The organism is Escherichia sp. MOD1-EC6819, from assembly GCF_002965765.1.
Taxonomy (GTDB): domain Bacteria; phylum Pseudomonadota; class Gammaproteobacteria; order Enterobacterales; family Enterobacteriaceae; genus Escherichia; species Escherichia ruysiae.
The window spans coordinates 349281-364806 of record NZ_PTRG01000003.1; the positions used below are offsets into that span (position 1 = coordinate 349281).

The following is a 15526-nucleotide window of genomic DNA, read 5'->3' on the forward strand; positions in this document are numbered from 1 at the left end:
AATTCGCCAGACAGTGTCTGGCGAATTTATAAAACGAGTTATCCAACTAAATTTTAAGCCATTAACTCGGCCTTAACCTTCACTACCACCTTTTTAATCTCACCAGGTTCGCCGACAACGCATCCCGGTTTATGCGGTTCTCCTGGCATAAACACGGCGAACATTCCCGGTTTCAGGATGATGGCTTGCTCGTTCTCAATGGCGCTGCAAAGCTGGTAATCATCTTCATGGTGGAACTCTTCACACTGGCGCGCAGTACCTGCCATACCAAACAGAATCCGCTCCTCGCCGTTTAATAACAGCTGGATGTCAATGTACTGCTGGTGCAATTCGGCTTTTTTCTCAACGGGCGATTGAGTGTTAAACGTCATGACATTCATAAAGATATTGTCGCCCTGCAATTCGTAACGACCCGGCGCTTTTTCCTGCGGCCTGGCAGCTAATGCCAGCGTTAACGCGTCCAGTAGTGCTGGATGTAAACCGGCAGATGGTAACGACTGTACTTCACCCATCATCATAATTTTTCTCCCTGAGCCAACAACGCAGCCCCAAGTAAACCTGCATCATGGCGGTAGTGCGCCGCCAGTAACTCAACATGAAATGCCGCTGGCTCCTTAGCCAGATTCGTTTCCACCAGCGCCAGATACCCTTCCGCCAGCCCAACACTGCCGCCGAGCACCACACACTGGCAATCAGTCGTGGCTTTAACATCGGCAATCAGTCTTGCCAGCGCATGTGCGGAGCGATGAATCAGTTGCTGCGCCTGCTCGTCACCCTGCCCGGCGCGCGTGAAAATGGTTTTCGCATCCGCGCCAGCCAGCTCACCCTGCGCTGCCGCTGCAATGCCGCGACCAGAAGCAATCGCTTCCACGCAACCTGTGCGTCCACAGCCACAGACTGGCCCCTGCGGATCGGCAAGCGTATGTCCGATGTGCCCCGCCAGACCACCTGGGCCGGTAAGCAGTTTGCCGCCGCTCACTACACCGCCGCCAACACCAGTGGAAACGGTGATAAACACCATATCGGTTATATCGCCTTCCAGCGCCTGATACTCCGCCCACGCTGCGGCCTGCGCATCGTTAATGGCAATGGTCGGCAAATCGGTAAGTTGTTCCAAAGTTTTGACTAACGGAAAATGTAGCAATCCACCGAGATTATGCGGATTCAGCGCCAGCAAGCTGCCATCGCGGATGATCCCGGTTGAAGCGATGGCAACCTGCTGCGCATGAGCTTGCAACGGGGAGACTAACGCGGCCAAGGCTTCACGCAAGGCTTCTGGTGTCTGGCTGGCAGGCGTAGGAAGTTCTCGGCGATCGCGGATCTGCCCATCAGCGCCAATCAGCGCGGCGGCAAGTTTAGTACCGCCGATATCAATCGCCAGTGTGGTCATAGCACCGCCTTTTTCATCGCTGTGTTGTACCACTGACAAATGTGTTCAAGACGCGTAATGGCAGAACCCACCGTTACCGCCCATGCGCCGTGGCGCATCGCATCCGCCGCCTGCGCTGGCGAGTTGTAACGTCCTTCGGCAATTACCCGACATCCGGCGTCGCTCAACGTTTTCACCAGCGCCAGATCCGGCTCTTCTGGCGTTACAGGCGTGGTATAGCCAGAAAGCGTAGTGCCAATAATTTCGGCTCCCAGCTTTTGGCATGCCAGGCCGTCTTCCGGCGTTGAGCAGTCGGTCATCGCCAGTAAACCGTGATGGTGAATACGTGCCAGCAGCGTTTCAACAGGCACCGGACGCGGTCGGTCGGTGCCGTCAATCGCGATAATGTCCGCGCCCGCCTGCGCCAGTGCATCAACATCTTCAATATAAGCTGTGATACGTACCGGAGAATCCTCCAGATCGCGTTTCACAATCCCGATAATCGGCACGCTCACCACCGCACGCGTGGCTTTCAGGTTTGCCACACCTTCTATGCGAATAGCAACCGCACCTGCCTGCTCTGCCGCTAATGCCATGGCAGCAACGATTTCGGGTTTATCGAGCGGGCTGTCCGGAACCGGCTGGCAGGAGACAATCAGTCCACCGTTAGCGGCGATTTTTTGATCCAGTTGTGCAAGTAACGACATACATCTTCCCTTAGCGAAAGACCCGGTACAGAGACCGGGCTACAGAATTAACTTTTGGTTTTGACTAAATCGTTTTTGGCGCTGCCAAACGGTACGGCACCGCTAAATGGTTTGCCGTCGATAGCGTCATGAGTCCGCAACGCTTCCGGGCGCAGCCAACGCTGAACGCGGGATGGCATATCCAGACCAATCAGCAAGATCACCACGAACGTCAGACTGAACGAGAGCGATCCCAGCGCAGTGCCCAGATCCAGACGTTGAGCGATCAACGCGCCGAGGATTGGAGCCAGTGCGCCGCCAAGTGCGCCGACGTTGTAGGTAAAGCCCAGCCCCGCTGCACGCTGGTCGGTATCGAAATAACCGCCGATCAGTTTCGGTAAGATCCCGGAGATGCCCTGACCAAGCATTTGCTGGAAGAACAGTAACAGACCGAGTACCCAGACGTTTGCGCCGCCAATCGCAAACACCGGAATAATCAGCAATTGTGAAGCTAACAGGCTACAAACGTAGGCTTTGCGCGTTCCCAGCCAGTCACCGAGGAAGCCACCGACGCAGCAACCCACCGCCGCACCAAAACCACTAAAGAACAACACATTGGCGACCGTATGTGGGTTATAAGCCAGCTCAGTTTTCAGATACGTCGGCAGCAGCGCCTGAATCGGCCATGAGTAGAGGAAAGCAAACAACACAACCACCATCAGCATCACACCGGTTGGCCAGCGTTTGCCCGTACTCTGTACCATAAAGCTGATAAAAATTGCGGCGCATAACAGCCCAAGAACAGCGACGATTGCGGCATTTTGCAGGTTGCCGGCAAAGCAGAACCACAGCGCAGTAGCTGCCGCCAGTGTCATCACGATATTGGCGATGCGATGTTCACCACGGTAAAGAATATCCACCATTGTGCGTACCGGTGCTTTACCCCCGTGTTTCTCTTTCCAGTCTTCCGCTTCCGGGATATTTTTACGCAGCCAGAGAGCAAAGATGATCGGTAAGATGCCGATAAAGAACAGCGCACGCCAGCCCCAGATCGGAACCACCAGGCTGTAAACCTGAGCGGCAACGACAGCACCCACAGAGAAACCGGAAATCAGAAAACCACTGGCTTTGTTACGTAGGTGTTTTGGCCAGCTTTCAATGACATAGGTGGCGCTGGAACCGTATTCTCCTGCCATCCCCATGCCGATCACCAGACGAGCGATAAACATAGTGATGTAGCCTGGCGCAAAGCCACAAGCCAGCGTCCCGACCGAGAAGAGAACGATACTGGTGACCATTGCCAGACGACGCCCGTAACGATCCCCCATAGCCCCAAGCATCAAGCCGCCGAACCAGCGTGAGATAAAGGCTGCGGAGATCAGACTTGCCGCCTGCACCGTCGTCAGCCCAAATTCACCTTGTACTTCGGTGAGTACCAGGGCAATTAAAACGAAATCAAAACCATCAAGTAGATATCCCAACCAGGCAGCGGAAAATGCTCGCCATTGTGCGCGGTTGAGATGGCGATACCACGGGATATTCTGGGTTGTAGTACTCATTGTGAGTCTCCCGCGATGGGCGTTGCCCACACGCTTTGGTATGAAAGTTGTAGGGTACAGATGCGTTTATTTCCCCTCACCCGGTAGGGGCGAGTGAGGGGAAAAACTCACCCGCGCTCTTGCATCAACTGCTGAGCCAGCGCCTTCAGTTCTGGCAGATATTTTTCATCCACCGGACCAAACGGTTTGCGGCACAGCGGAACGGACACCACATCCATATAGTGAAGAACTGTTTTCAGGCCACGGAATACGCCTGTTTTAATCAGCAAATCAATGACTTTGTTGCACTCGGTTTGCAGTTTCTGCGCGGTTTGAATATCGCCCTCTTTCAACGCCTTAACGATGCCCTGATAACGCCAGCCCATGATGTTGTAGGTACTACCGATACCACCATCAGCGCCCGCCAGCAGGCCGGAAGCAAAGATTTCGTCGTAACCGTTGTAGAGCACCAGATCAGGATGTTCACGACGGATCTGCTCCATCTGATAGAGATCGCCAGAGGTCTGTTTCAGCGCCCCGACACCCGGCAACGTAACCAGAGTGTTGATCTGATCCAGGGTCAGTTTAACGCCGCTTAACGCCGGAATGTTGTACACCACCATCGGCAAACCATCCGCTGAATCAATGATTGCCCGATAGTGATCGCAGTGTTCTTCAAAGCTAAAAGGATAGTAGAACGGCGTAACGGCAGAGACGGCATCAAAGCCATAACGTTTAGCGGATGCCGCAAGTTGTTGGCTTTCAGCAGTGCTGACGCAACCTACGTGAGCGATTAATTTAATCTTGCCTTTCGCCTCTTCCGCGACGATTTCCAGTACCTGTTCACGCTCGGAAAGGCTCTGCACAAAGGCTTCGCCGGTTGAACCACCTACGTATAAACCGTCGATGCCCTGCTGAATATTGAACTGAACCAGGCGGCGCAGACTCGCTTTATCCAGTGCTTGTTGTTGGTCAAAAGGAGTCAGGAGTGCGGCCATTACGCCACGTAAATTTGTTGCCATAAATACCTCTGAAGTGATGCTTGCCTGTTAAAAACGATATACCTTTATACCTGTTATACCAGATCAAATAAGCAACACATCATACAGAACGCTTATAATGCGATCTGCTTCACTAAAGTGGCATTATTTTTTTTTGTTAGTGGTTTGACCGAAGGCGTGCCAGGTGGCAGAAACGCTGTTGAGGTGCGATTGCAATGCGCGATCGGCTTCATCGGGATCGTGACGACGGATCGCATCAACGATCGCAATATGCTGCTGATAACTAACGTTGTTATGCTCGTGCAGCGCCTGATCGGCGACTGTCGGACGGGCGGCGATCAGCCAGTCGAGCAGAGCAACGTGGATCGCCATAAAGATCGGGTTCCCAGGGATCTCTGCCAGCACACGGTGGAAATCAACATCTGAACGAATAAACGCGGCGTTGTTATCCAGCGACTGACTGTTGATTTCCAGTGCTTTGGCCAGCAAATCAATTTGTTCATCGGTGGCATGTTCAGCCGCATAGCGCACCAGGCTGGACTCAAAGAACAGACGTAACTGTTCGAAATGGGCTATCCCACCAGGATGGGAAAGAAAATCTTTTGCCATGCCGGAAAGCTCGCCGATGATGGTGTCCGCAGAAGGACGCGAGACACGAGCGCGTTCACCATTATTAATTTGTACCAGACCTTTGCGCTTTAACGCCGCCAACGCTTCACGTACCGAAGGACGCCCAACGTTAAAGAACGCCATAAGTTCGCGTTCAGATGGCAGTTGCTCACCTTCGCCAAATTCACGACGGCGGATCATCTGCTCCAGCTCTTCCTCCACCATTTCGGAGAGTTTTTTGCGCGCCAGTGGACGACGACGCAAGTTACGACCGATAGTAGCCGGAGAATCTTCTGCTTGCGGATCAAATGCGTTCATAGAGCTCTTTCTGGGAAAATATGTTGACGGATAATAGCGAAGTTATCGTAACACAGTATTAAAATCAGGCGAAAAGAAGGTAGATAGCAAAACAGGCCACATGGGCCTGTTTATCATTTATTTCACAACCCGCAATGCCGGGCGTCCACCGCGTGGAGGCTGTGGCGGTTCATCGTCAGGATGATGGTCATCATCGTGATCGGGCTTATCGCCGTCAATGACCGACATAACGGTTTCATTATCTGCCGACGCTTCATCATCATTCATGATACTGGCATCTTCATCGTAGGCAGCTTCAGGCTCGAACATCGTGCCTGCGCCATTTTCGCGGGCGTAGATAGCCAGCACGGCAGCCAGCGGTACTGAAACCTGACGCGGAATGCCACCAAAGCGCGCGTTAAAACGCACTTCATCATTCGCCAGTTCCAGATTGCCAACCGCACGCGGCGCAATGTTGAGTACGATTTGCCCATCACGTGCATATTCCATAGGAACCTGCACGCCAGGGAGCGTCACATCCACCACCAGGTGCGGCGTGAGCTGGTTATCCAGCAACCACTCATAGAATGCACGCAGCAGATAGGGACGACGTGGTGTTAGCTGTGACAAATCCATACAGATTAACTCCGGCCCAGACGCATTTCACGTTCTGCTTCTGTTAAGGAAGCAAGGAAAGAGTCACGCTCAAAGACGCGGGTCATATAGCCTTTCAGCTCTTTCGCACCCGGGCCGCTAAACTCGATGCCCAGTTGCGGCAGACGCCACAGCAGCGGAGCAAGGTAGCAATCGACCAGGCTGAACTCATCGCTCAGGAAGTACGGCTTCTGACCGAAGACCGGCGCAATCGCCAGCAGTTCTTCGCGCAGTTGCTTACGTGCAGCATCGGCTTCAGAGGCTGAACCGTTGATGATGGTGTTCATCAGCGTGTACCAGTCTTTTTCGATACGGTGCATGTACAGACGGCTTTCACCGCGAGCTACCGGGTAAACAGGCATCAGTGGCGGATGCGGGAAACGCTCATCCAGATATTCCATAATGATGCGAGATTCCCACAGGGTCAGTTCACGATCCACCAGGGTCGGAACGCTCTGATTCGGGTTGAGGTCAATCAGATCCTGAGGCGGATTGTCCTTTTCCACGTGTTCGATCTCGAAACTTACACCTTTCTCAGCCAGCACAATGCGGACCTGATGGCTATAGATGTCAGTAGGACCGGAAAACAGCGTCATTACCGAACGTTTGTTGGCAGCGACAGCCATGAAAACCTCCAGGTATAGTCAGAATTTTTACTGCTACCAGCCACCAGGTGGCCAGTCAGAAGTTATGTTACCCAGTAAGGAACGACTCTCTTTGTTCGAAAATCAAACAAAAAATGAGCAATACCCGACATTTGGGCAGAAAATTGGATGATAGTTTACCAGATTTTGCGACCTTTGTGGTAAGTCGATACCAGAAATGGGGAAAAAGAGATGCGCTTTAGTCTGAAATGGTTGACTTAATCCCTTATCGGCGATGTTGTTTTTGTTTTACCTGCCTGTCAGGCGGTAGCAAAAAGCACCTTTCCATTTTTACGCTGATTCAGATTTTAGCCATAAAAAAACCCGCCGAAGCGGGTTTTTTTCGCAAATTGTATTCTGCCGGAGCAGAAAGCAATTAACGTTTGGAGAACTGCGGACGACGACGTGCTTTACGCAGACCGACTTTCTTACGTTCAACCTGACGAGCGTCACGAGTAACGAAGCCAGCTTTACGCAGTTCAGAACGCAGGGACTCGTCGTACTCCATCAGAGCGCGGGTGATACCGTGACGGATCGCACCAGCCTGACCAGAGATACCACCACCTTTAACGGTGATGTACAGATCCAGTTTCTCAACCATGTCGACCAGTTCCAGCGGCTGACGAACTACCATGCGGGCAGTTTCACGACCGAAGTACTGTTCCAGAGAACGTTGGTTGATAACGATTTTGCCGTTGCCCGGTTTGATGAAAACGCGAGCTGCGGAACTTTTGCGGCGACCAGTGCCGTAGTATTGATTTTCAGCCATTGCCTATAATCCCGATTAGATGTCAAGAACTTGCGGTTGCTGTGCCGCGTGGTTGTGCTCGTTACCCGCGTAAACTTTCAGTTTACGGAACATAGCACGACCCAGCGGGCCTTTTGGCAACATGCCTTTAACCGCGATTTCAATCACACGCTCAGGACGGCGAGCAATCATCTCTTCAAAGGTCGCTTGTTTGATACCACCGATGTGACCGGTGTGATGATAGTACACTTTGTCAGTACGCTTGTTGCCGGTTACAGCAACTTTGTCAGCGTTCAGAACGATGATGTAATCACCAGTATCTACGTGCGGAGTGTATTCCGCTTTATGCTTACCGCGCAGGCGCAGAGCCAGTTCGGAAGCCAGACGGCCCAGAGTTTTACCGGTCGCGTCAACAACATACCAGTCGCGTTTTACGGTTTCTGGTTTAGCTGTAAAAGTTTTCATTAAAAGCTTACCCAATAAATAGTTACACGTTGGTGAACACCCAAACGTCTTCAATTGTTGAGGTTCACACGACAAAGTCCGGCAAACCTACCCCTTCGAATAGCCTATGCCAGCACACAAAAAGTTTTGGGAAAAAAACTTTCTTGTAACGTGGGGTCGCAAGATTATAGAGAAGTCGGGGTCAAAGATCGACCCCTTTTTGTGATTTGTGACAGGTTTTAACCCGCCAAATGCTCGCGCTTCAAATACTCTTCGCTTTGCATCTCTTGCAGACGTGACAGGCAACGCTGGAACTCAAACTTCAGCCGCTCGCCCTGATAAATCTCATACAAAGGTACTTCCGCGCTCACCACCAGCTTGACATGGCGCTCGTAAAATTCATCCACCAGCGCAATGAAACGCCGCGCTTCACTCTCCATCAACCGCGTCATGACGGGCACATCAAACAACATCACCGTGTGAAACAGACGTGAGAGCGCAATATAGTCATGCTGGCTGCGGGCATCAACGCACAGCGTGGTAAATGACACCGCCAGCGTCTGGTTTTCTACGCCCATCGTCGCCAGCGGTCGATGATTGATTTCCAGCGTAGGGGCTTGTTCTCGTTTTGCACCTGCCAGCGCCAGCCACAGCTTATCCATCTGCTCACGCGTTTCATCATTAAGCGGCGACAGCCACAGATGCGCCTGAGTAAGGGTACGCAGCCGATAATCAACACCGGCGTCCACGTTCATAACATCACAATACTGTTTAATGGCATCAATTGCAGGAAGAAAACGCGCACGTTGCAGGCCATTGCGATAAAGCTCATCCGGTGGAATATTTGACGTCGCCACCAGCGTTATGCCGCGAGCAAACAATGCTTTCATCAGGCCACCCAGCAGCATGGCGTCGGTAATATCAGAAACAAAAAATTCGTCAAAACAGAGCACGTCAGTTTCGGCTTTAAAGCGATCGGCAATAATTTCCAGCGGATCGCTCTGCCCTTGCAATGCGGTTAATTCTTCATGCACCCGCAGCATAAAACGGTGAAAATGCAGCCGCTGTTTTCGCTCTCCCGGCAAGCTTTGATAGAAAAGATCCATCAACCAGGTTTTTCCGCGCCCTACACCGCCCCACATATATAAGCCACGCACCGGCGCGTTGCTTGTATCTTCGCGCTTACCCCACAGCTTACCGACCCGTGCCATTAACCCGCTAGCCCTGGCGACTGGCGGCGTGCTGTTGATTAATTCCTGGTAGATAATCTCCAGCCGACTGACGGCCTCTTTTTGTACGTCGTCGGGTTGATGGCTGCCTTCATTGAGCGCCTTCAGGTATTGCGATGTCGGGGTAACGCTTTGCATGATGTTCTTGTTATTCCTTGAATAATCGGTGTGCCGTTGTTCACGGTTGACGAAAAAAAGGCCGTTCTACACTACGCGATATGCAGTCGGGATTCCACTTCTGTGGAATTAACGGTTATAGTGGCATAATCAGCCGCAGGCATGGAGCCTGAAGCCAACACCCTACGGAAACAAAAGACAACGGGAGATGTTCATGACCTGGGAATATGCGCTAATTGGGTTAGTCGTCGGCATCATTATTGGTGCTGTGGCCATGCGTTTTGGTAATCGTAAACTGCGCCAGCAACAGGCGTTGCAGTACGAACTTGAAAAGAATAAAGCTGAACTGGACGAGTATCGCGAAGAGCTGGTTAACCACTTTGCCCGCAGCGCGGAATTACTGGATACTATGGCGCACGACTATCGCCAGCTGTATCAACACATGGCGAAAAGCTCCAGCAGCCTGCTGCCGGAACTGTCTGCTGAAGCCAACCCGTTCCGCAATCGTCTGGCAGAATCTGAAGCCAGCAACGATCAGGCTCCGGTGCAGATGCCGCGTGACTATTCTGAAGGCGCATCCGGCCTGTTACGTACCGGCGCGAAGCGCGACTAATTTATTTTGCGGGCGCAGCCATTGCGCCCTCCTCTTCTCTTCTTCCCCCGACTATCATTTAATCTGGTGTCTCATTGTTTACCATCTGAAAATTCAATAACATCAAACTGTTTTGAATCTCTTTTTCTTATCATTCAGGTACGAGAGCAGGAATAATGAAAAAGCAAACCCAGCTGTTGAGTGCATTAGCGTTAAGTGTCGGGTTAACTCTCTCGGCGCCGTTTCAGGCCATCGCATCGATTCCCGGCCAGGTTGCCGGTCAAGCGCCACTGCCCAGTCTGGCGCCGATGCTGGAAAAAGTGCTTCCCGCAGTGGTCAGTGTTCGAGTCGAAGGAACCGCCAGCCAGGAGCAGAAAATTCCGGAAGAATTCAAAAAGTTTTTTGGTGATGATTTACCGGATCAGCCTGCGCAACCTTTCGAAGGTTTAGGTTCCGGCGTCATAATCAATGCCAATAAAGGTTATGTGCTGACCAACAATCACGTCATTAATCAGGCACAGAAAATCAGTATTCAGCTCAATGACGGGCGTGAGTTTGATGCGAAGCTGATTGGCGGTGATGAGCAGAGCGATATTGCCCTGTTGCAAATTCAGAATCCCGGCAAATTAACGCAAATTGCCATTGCCGACTCCGATAAACTGCGCGTCGGTGATTTTGCCGTCGCGGTCGGCAACCCGTTTGGTCTTGGGCAAACCGCCACCTCCGGGATTGTTTCCGCATTAGGCCGCAGCGGGTTAAATCTCGAAGGTCTGGAAAACTTTATTCAGACCGATGCCTCTATTAACCGTGGTAACTCCGGCGGTGCACTGTTAAACCTTAACGGTGAATTAATTGGCATCAACACCGCAATCCTTGCCCCGGGCGGCGGTAGCGTAGGAATTGGTTTTGCCATTCCGAGTAATATGGCGCGTACCCTGGCGCAGCAACTTATCGACTTTGGTGAAATCAAACGCGGCCTGTTAGGCATTAAAGGCACCGAAATGAGTGCCGATATCGCCAAAGCATTTAATTTAGACGTTCAGCGCGGCGCGTTTGTCAGCGAAGTGCTGCCAGGTTCTGGCTCGGCAAAAGCAGGCGTGAAAGCAGGCGATATTATTACCAGTCTCAACGGCAAACCGCTGAATAGCTTTGCTGAGTTGCGTTCCCGTATCGCGACCACCGAGCCGGGCACGAAAGTGAAACTCGGCCTGCTGCGTAACGGCAAACCGCTGGAAGTAGAAGTGACGCTCGATACCAGCACCTCATCGTCAGCCAGTGCCGAGATGATCACACCTGCGCTGGAAGGCGCGACGTTGAGTGACGGTCAGCTAAAAGATGGCGGCAAAGGTATTAAGATCGATGAGGTTGTCAAAGGAAGCCCCGCCGCTCAGGCTGGCTTGCAAAAAGATGATGTGATCATTGGCGTCAACCGCGATCGGGTGAATTCGATCGCTGAAATGCGCAAAGTGCTGGCGACAAAACCGGCCATCATCGCCCTGCAGATCGTACGTGGCAATGAGAGCATTTACCTGCTAATGCGTTAATGTCGTAAACCGGGCATCAGGCTGACGTGTGATGTCCGGTTAACTCGTGGTATGCTGCTGCCGTTCCCTTTTTTAATGACGCCTCCATCATGTTTGTGAAGCTCTTACGTTCCGTTGCGATTGGATTAATTGTCGGCGCTATTCTGCTGGTTGCCATGCCTTCGCTGCGCAGCATTAACCCGCTTTCCACACCGCAATTCGACAGTACCGATGAGACGCCTGCCAGCTATAATCTGGCGGTTCGCCGCGCCGCGCCAGCGGTAGTCAACGTTTATAACCGTGGTTTGAACACCGCCTCACACAACCAGCTTGAGATCCGTACACTGGGATCTGGCGTGATCATGGATCAACGCGGTTATATCATCACCAATAAACACGTGATCAACGACGCCGATCAGATCATCGTCGCCTTACAGGATGGTCGTGTTTTTGAAGCATTACTGGTGGGATCTGACTCTCTAACCGATCTGGCGGTGCTTAAAATTAATGCCACTGGTGGTTTACCCACTATTCCTATCAATTCACGACGCGTACCGCACATTGGCGATGTGGTGCTGGCGATCGGTAACCCGTATAACCTTGGGCAGACCATTACCCAGGGCATTATCAGTGCCACAGGTCGAATCGGCCTGAACCCGACCGGGCGGCAAAACTTCCTGCAAACCGATGCTTCCATTAACCACGGTAACTCCGGCGGCGCGCTGGTGAACTCGCTGGGAGAACTGATGGGTATCAACACGCTGTCGTTTGATAAGAGTAACGATGGCGAAACGCCGGAAGGTATCGGCTTTGCGATTCCTTTCCAGTTAGCAACCAAAATTATGGATAAGCTGATCCGCGATGGTCGCGTGATCCGTGGATACATTGGCATTGGTGGACGAGAAATCGCACCTTTGCACGCGCAGGGCGGCGGCATCGATCAACTGCAAGGGATTGTGGTTAACGAAGTGTCACCTGATGGTCCGGCGGCTAACGCGGGTATCCAGGTCAACGATCTGATTATCTCTGTGGATAACAAACCAGCCATCTCCGCACTGGAGACGATGGATCAGGTTGCGGAAATCCGACCTGGCTCAGTGATCCCAGTTGTAGTGATGCGTGACGATAAGCAGCTAACGTTGCAGGTCACCATTCAGGAATATCCAGCGACTAATTAAGTCGTGCGCTCAAAACAAAAAACCGGAGTCTGTGCTCCGGTTTTTATTATCCGCTAATCAATTACTTATTAACGAACTCTTCGCCCAGGGCGATATCTTTCTTCAGCGTATCCAGCATACCTTCCAGCGCGTTCTGTTCAAATGCGCTCAGGGTGCCGATAGATTTACGCTCTTCCACGCCGTTTTTACCCAGCAGCAGCGGTTGAGAGAAGAAACGTGCGTACTGACCGTCGCCTTCAACGTAGGCACATTCTACAACGCCTTGTTCGCCCTGCAGTGCGCGAACCAGAGACAGACCAAAACGTGCAGCGGCCTGGCCCATAGACAGGGTTGCAGACCCGCCACCGGCTTTCGCTTCAACCACTTCAGTACCCGCGTTCTGGATACGTTTGGTCAAATCAGCCACTTCTTGTTCGGTGAAGCTTACGCCAGGAACCTGAGACAGCAGCGGCAGAATGGTAACACCAGAGTGACCGCCAATAACCGGCACTTCAACTTCGCCCGGCTGTTTGCCTTTCAGTTCCGCAACAAAGGTGTTGGAACGAATGATATCCAGCGTGGTAACGCCGAACAGTTTGTTTTTGTCATAAACACCGGCTTTTTTCAGCACTTCTGCAGCGATAGCCACAGTGGTGTTCACCGGGTTAGTGATAATACCAATGCACGCTTTCGGGCAAGTTTTCGCAACTTGCTGTACCAGGTTTTTCACGATACCGGCGTTAACGTTAAACAGGTCAGAACGATCCATACCCGGTTTACGCGCAACACCTGCAGAAATAAGAACGACATCTGCGCCTTCCAGAGCAGGGGTCGCATCTTCACCAGAAAAACCTTTGATTTTCACAGCAGTAGGGATATGGCTCAGGTCGACGGCCACACCGGGAGTGACTGGAGCGATATCATACAGGGAGAGTTCTGAACCTGAAGGCAGTTGGGTTTTTAACAGTAGTGCAAGCGCCTGGCCGATACCACCAGCAGCGCCGAGGACTGCGACTTTCATCCTAAACTCCTTATTATATTGATAAACTAAGATATGTTGCTCCGCTGCCGCGACCTTAATCCACAAATTCCCTGTTTACAATGACCACTTCTCAAGAATGTGTAGTCACGCAAATTTGGCGTTTATGCATTTAATTGACGTAATCAGGGAGCTAACTTACGTAATTAACAGTCGCTTATGCATTAGGGCAACATTCCAACAGGTGGTGACAATATACCCTACCGTTCAGCCAAAACAACATCATTTTGATAACAATTAATTTACTTTTAAGCGAAATTTACATGCCGTGACGCAGGCATGTTTCTCAATAACGAAATTTGATAAAATCCCGCTCTTTCATAACATTATTTCAGCCTTCTCCAGGGCAGACTGTTTGCATAAAAATTCATCTGTATGCACAATAATGTTGTATCAACCACCATATCGGGTGACTTATGCGAAGCTCGGCTAAGCAAGAAGAATTAGTTAAAGCGTTTAAAGCGTTACTTAAAGAAGAGAAATTTAGCTCCCAGGGCGAAATTGTCGCCGCATTGCAGGAGCAAGGCTTTGACAATATTAACCAGTCTAAAGTCTCGCGGATGTTAACCAAGTTTGGTGCTGTACGTACCCGCAATGCCAAGATGGAAATGGTTTACTGCCTGCCAGCTGAACTGGGCGTACCAACCACCTCCAGTCCGCTGAAAAATCTGGTGCTGGATATCGACTACAATGACGCTGTTGTGGTGATTCATACCAGCCCTGGCGCGGCACAATTAATTGCGCGTCTGCTGGACTCTCTGGGCAAAGCAGAAGGTATTCTTGGCACCATTGCCGGTGATGACACCATCTTTACCACCCCTGCTAAAGGTTTTACCGTCAAAGACCTGTACGAAGCGATTTTAGAGCTGTTCGACCAGGAGCTTTAATCTCTACCCCGCCGCTTCTGGCGGCGGGAAAAATGCTGCATTCTCCTCTTATCCCCCTGCTTTCCCCTGTCATCTATTAACGAATAGTGCGCTTTGCTGCGACAAAACATTCACATATCGAATACATAGGGTAATAATCGCACATTATGCAAAAAACGATATCATATTGAAATTAATGACATTTATAATGGTGCCCTATGTTTTTAATTCCACTTTGTTATAAAAATTAATATTTTTAACACTTTAAATCCAATAGAAACAGTTAGCGTGGTATTAATTAGCTAAATAATTAGTGTATACTTGATTTTGTGATATGGGTCACGAAACAAAGGCCCAGCTAAAAGATTATGTCGAGGTAAAAATCATGAAAATCAAAACCACTGTTGCTGTATTAAGCGTACTTTCTGTTCTCTCTTTCGGTGCCTTCGCTGCCGATTCCATTAATGCTGCACAAGCGCAAAACCGTGAAGCTATCGGTACAGTGTCCGTCAGCGGGGTGGCGTCTTCGCCGATGGATATGCGTGAAATGTTGAATAAAAAAGCGGAAGAAAAAGGCGCAACGGCCTACCAGATTACTGAAGCTCGTAGCGGTGACACCTGGCACGCTACGGCTGAACTGTACAAATAAACCCTCATCGTCTTGTCCGACGATATTGCCCCCGGTTCGGGGGCTTTTTTTTGCGCTAATGACGAACATTAAAACGCAAATGCCCTTCCAGCTCTTCCTCTGCCTCATCAAACAGCAATATTAACGCGCCAAAACGGCGACGCATTTTCTCTCCCAGATGAACGAATTCGATCTCCAGCGGTAGCGGCAGGACATCATTCATTAACACATCCCATAGAGAGTCGAGATCGCGTACCTTATCTTTCGCCAGGCCAAAGGTTTGGCTAAAGTCGCGATAAAAATCCTCCTGACTCTCAATCTCATCAAAATCAAATGTATAGATATTCATCTGTTGCCACCGTCACGTTTCGCGGCGAGTTCTGCC

At 51.1% G+C, this 15526-nt stretch carries 18 protein-coding genes; 5 read left to right on the forward strand and 13 right to left on the reverse strand.

The genetic code is table 11. From position 1 onward, the window contains the following. Positions 1 to 53 precede the first annotated feature (53 nt). The 11 genes from nanQ to zapE all read right to left on the reverse strand — a co-directional run bounded on the left by nanQ (position 54) and on the right by zapE (position 9357). A complete protein-coding gene (nanQ, locus tag A7Z06_RS05565; RefSeq protein ID WP_085460266.1) occupies positions 54 to 518 on the reverse strand; it encodes an N-acetylneuraminate anomerase in 465 nt (154 codons plus the stop codon). Next, the gene (gene nanK, locus A7Z06_RS05570) at positions 515 to 1390 is read right to left on the reverse strand and encodes an N-acetylmannosamine kinase (RefSeq protein WP_000209043.1); all 876 of its coding nucleotides are present in this window, start codon (positions 1388 to 1390) and stop codon (positions 515 to 517) included. The genes nanQ and nanK overlap by 4 nt, the downstream gene beginning before the upstream one ends. Continuing rightward, entirely contained in the window at positions 1387 to 2076 is a 690-nt protein-coding gene (locus A7Z06_RS05575) for an N-acetylmannosamine-6-phosphate 2-epimerase (protein ID WP_000054234.1), read from the reverse strand. Before A7Z06_RS05575 ends, nanK begins: the two co-directional genes overlap by 4 nt. A gap of 47 nt (positions 2077 to 2123) precedes the next feature. Further along, positions 2124 to 3614: a sialic acid transporter NanT gene (gene nanT, locus A7Z06_RS05580; protein ID WP_000108483.1), complete on the reverse strand. Its 1491-nt coding sequence runs from the start codon at positions 3612 to 3614 to the stop codon at positions 2124 to 2126. A gap of 107 nt (positions 3615 to 3721) precedes the next feature. Further along, positions 3722 to 4615: an N-acetylneuraminate lyase gene (gene nanA, locus A7Z06_RS05585; protein WP_000224714.1), complete on the reverse strand. Its 894-nt coding sequence runs from the start codon at positions 4613 to 4615 to the stop codon at positions 3722 to 3724. A gap of 123 nt (positions 4616 to 4738) precedes the next feature. Next, the gene (gene nanR / locus A7Z06_RS05590; RefSeq protein ID WP_000990910.1) at positions 4739 to 5521 is read right to left on the reverse strand and encodes a transcriptional regulator NanR; all 783 of its coding nucleotides are present in this window, start codon (positions 5519 to 5521) and stop codon (positions 4739 to 4741) included. Positions 5522 to 5638: 117 nt separating this feature from the next. Next, positions 5639 to 6136 (reverse strand): ClpXP protease specificity-enhancing factor, encoded by a 498-nt coding sequence (gene sspB, locus A7Z06_RS05595; protein ID WP_000366123.1) that lies wholly within the window; start codon positions 6134 to 6136, stop codon positions 5639 to 5641. 5 nt (positions 6137 to 6141) lie between these two features. Next, positions 6142 to 6780, reverse strand: a complete 639-nt coding sequence (sspA, locus tag A7Z06_RS05600) for a stringent starvation protein SspA (protein ID WP_000257293.1) — start codon at positions 6778 to 6780, stop codon at positions 6142 to 6144. A 394-nt stretch (positions 6781 to 7174) separates the two neighbouring features. Next, positions 7175 to 7567, reverse strand: a complete 393-nt coding sequence (rpsI, locus tag A7Z06_RS05610) for a 30S ribosomal protein S9 (protein ID WP_000829818.1) — start codon at positions 7565 to 7567, stop codon at positions 7175 to 7177. A 15-nt stretch (positions 7568 to 7582) separates the two neighbouring features. Beyond that, positions 7583 to 8011 carry a 50S ribosomal protein L13 gene (rplM, locus tag A7Z06_RS05615; protein ID WP_001517180.1) on the reverse strand — a complete coding sequence of 143 codons (429 nt, stop codon included), beginning with the start codon at positions 8009 to 8011 and terminating at the stop codon, positions 7583 to 7585. 218 nt (positions 8012 to 8229) lie between these two features. Further along, on the reverse strand, positions 8230 to 9357 hold the full coding sequence (zapE, locus tag A7Z06_RS05620) for a cell division protein ZapE (protein ID WP_001192359.1): 1128 nt from the start codon (positions 9355 to 9357) through the stop codon (positions 8230 to 8232). A 193-nt stretch (positions 9358 to 9550) separates the two neighbouring features. Between zapE and zapG the strand changes: the two genes are divergently transcribed. The 3 genes from zapG to degS all read left to right on the forward strand — a co-directional run bounded on the left by zapG (position 9551) and on the right by degS (position 12629). Next, positions 9551 to 9949, forward strand: coding sequence for a Z-ring associated protein ZapG (gene zapG / locus A7Z06_RS05625; protein ID WP_010345273.1), 399 nt, complete (start codon positions 9551 to 9553; stop codon positions 9947 to 9949). 155 nt (positions 9950 to 10104) lie between these two features. Further along, on the forward strand, positions 10105 to 11472 hold the full coding sequence (degQ, locus tag A7Z06_RS05630; protein WP_000745039.1) for a serine endoprotease DegQ: 1368 nt from the start codon (positions 10105 to 10107) through the stop codon (positions 11470 to 11472). An 89-nt stretch (positions 11473 to 11561) separates the two neighbouring features. Beyond that, a complete protein-coding gene (degS, locus tag A7Z06_RS05635; RefSeq protein ID WP_000497715.1) occupies positions 11562 to 12629 on the forward strand; it encodes an outer membrane-stress sensor serine endopeptidase DegS in 1068 nt (355 codons plus the stop codon). A gap of 61 nt (positions 12630 to 12690) precedes the next feature. On the opposite strand, the gene mdh is transcribed toward degS, so the two are convergent. After that, entirely contained in the window at positions 12691 to 13629 is a 939-nt protein-coding gene (gene mdh / locus A7Z06_RS05640) for a malate dehydrogenase (protein ID WP_001295272.1), read from the reverse strand. A gap of 434 nt (positions 13630 to 14063) precedes the next feature. Between mdh and argR the strand changes: the two genes are divergently transcribed. Both argR and yhcN read left to right on the forward strand, forming a co-directional pair. Beyond that, positions 14064 to 14534, forward strand: a complete 471-nt coding sequence (argR, locus tag A7Z06_RS05645) for a transcriptional regulator ArgR (RefSeq protein ID WP_001257843.1) — start codon at positions 14064 to 14066, stop codon at positions 14532 to 14534. Positions 14535 to 14898: 364 nt separating this feature from the next. After that, a complete protein-coding gene (yhcN, locus tag A7Z06_RS05650) occupies positions 14899 to 15162 on the forward strand; it encodes a peroxide/acid stress response protein YhcN (RefSeq protein WP_010345287.1) in 264 nt (87 codons plus the stop codon). 55 nt (positions 15163 to 15217) lie between these two features. Here the strand turns inward: yhcN and A7Z06_RS05655 are convergent, their stop codons facing one another. Next, positions 15218 to 15490 (reverse strand): barstar family protein, encoded by a 273-nt coding sequence (locus A7Z06_RS05655; RefSeq protein WP_001029011.1) that lies wholly within the window; start codon positions 15488 to 15490, stop codon positions 15218 to 15220. Positions 15491 to 15526: the final 36 nt, after the last annotated feature.

Bases quoted from the DNA above. Each gene is read 5' to 3' on its own strand.
- sspB (WP_000366123.1), bottom strand. From the start codon at position 6,136: ATGGATTTGTCACAGCTAACACCACGTCGTCCCTATCTGCTGCGTGCA.
- A7Z06_RS05655 (WP_001029011.1), bottom strand. From the start codon at position 15,490: ATGAATATCTATACATTTGATTTTGATGAGATTGAGAGTCAGGAGGAT.
- mdh (WP_001295272.1), bottom strand. From the start codon at position 13,629: ATGAAAGTCGCAGTCCTCGGCGCTGCTGGTGGTATCGGCCAGGCGCTT.
- nanR (WP_000990910.1), bottom strand. From the start codon at position 5,521: ATGAACGCATTTGATCCGCAAGCAGAAGATTCTCCGGCTACTATCGGT.
- yhcN (WP_010345287.1), top strand. From the start codon at position 14,899: ATGAAAATCAAAACCACTGTTGCTGTATTAAGCGTACTTTCTGTTCTC.
- degQ (WP_000745039.1), top strand. From the start codon at position 10,105: ATGAAAAAGCAAACCCAGCTGTTGAGTGCATTAGCGTTAAGTGTCGGG.
- zapE (WP_001192359.1), bottom strand. From the start codon at position 9,357: ATGCAAAGCGTTACCCCGACATCGCAATACCTGAAGGCGCTCAATGAA.
- rplM (WP_001517180.1), bottom strand. From the start codon at position 8,011: ATGAAAACTTTTACAGCTAAACCAGAAACCGTAAAACGCGACTGGTAT.
- argR (WP_001257843.1), top strand. From the start codon at position 14,064: ATGCGAAGCTCGGCTAAGCAAGAAGAATTAGTTAAAGCGTTTAAAGCG.
- sspA (WP_000257293.1), bottom strand. From the start codon at position 6,780: ATGGCTGTCGCTGCCAACAAACGTTCGGTAATGACGCTGTTTTCCGGT.
- degS (WP_000497715.1), top strand. From the start codon at position 11,562: ATGTTTGTGAAGCTCTTACGTTCCGTTGCGATTGGATTAATTGTCGGC.
- A7Z06_RS05575 (WP_000054234.1), bottom strand. From the start codon at position 2,076: ATGTCGTTACTTGCACAACTGGATCAAAAAATCGCCGCTAACGGTGGA.
- rpsI (WP_000829818.1), bottom strand. From the start codon at position 7,567: ATGGCTGAAAATCAATACTACGGCACTGGTCGCCGCAAAAGTTCCGCA.
- zapG (WP_010345273.1), top strand. From the start codon at position 9,551: ATGACCTGGGAATATGCGCTAATTGGGTTAGTCGTCGGCATCATTATT.
- nanK (WP_000209043.1), bottom strand. From the start codon at position 1,390: ATGACCACACTGGCGATTGATATCGGCGGTACTAAACTTGCCGCCGCG.
- nanA (WP_000224714.1), bottom strand. From the start codon at position 4,615: ATGGCAACAAATTTACGTGGCGTAATGGCCGCACTCCTGACTCCTTTT.
- nanT (WP_000108483.1), bottom strand. From the start codon at position 3,614: ATGAGTACTACAACCCAGAATATCCCGTGGTATCGCCATCTCAACCGC.
- nanQ (WP_085460266.1), bottom strand. From the start codon at position 518: ATGATGATGGGTGAAGTACAGTCGTTACCATCTGCCGGTTTACATCCA.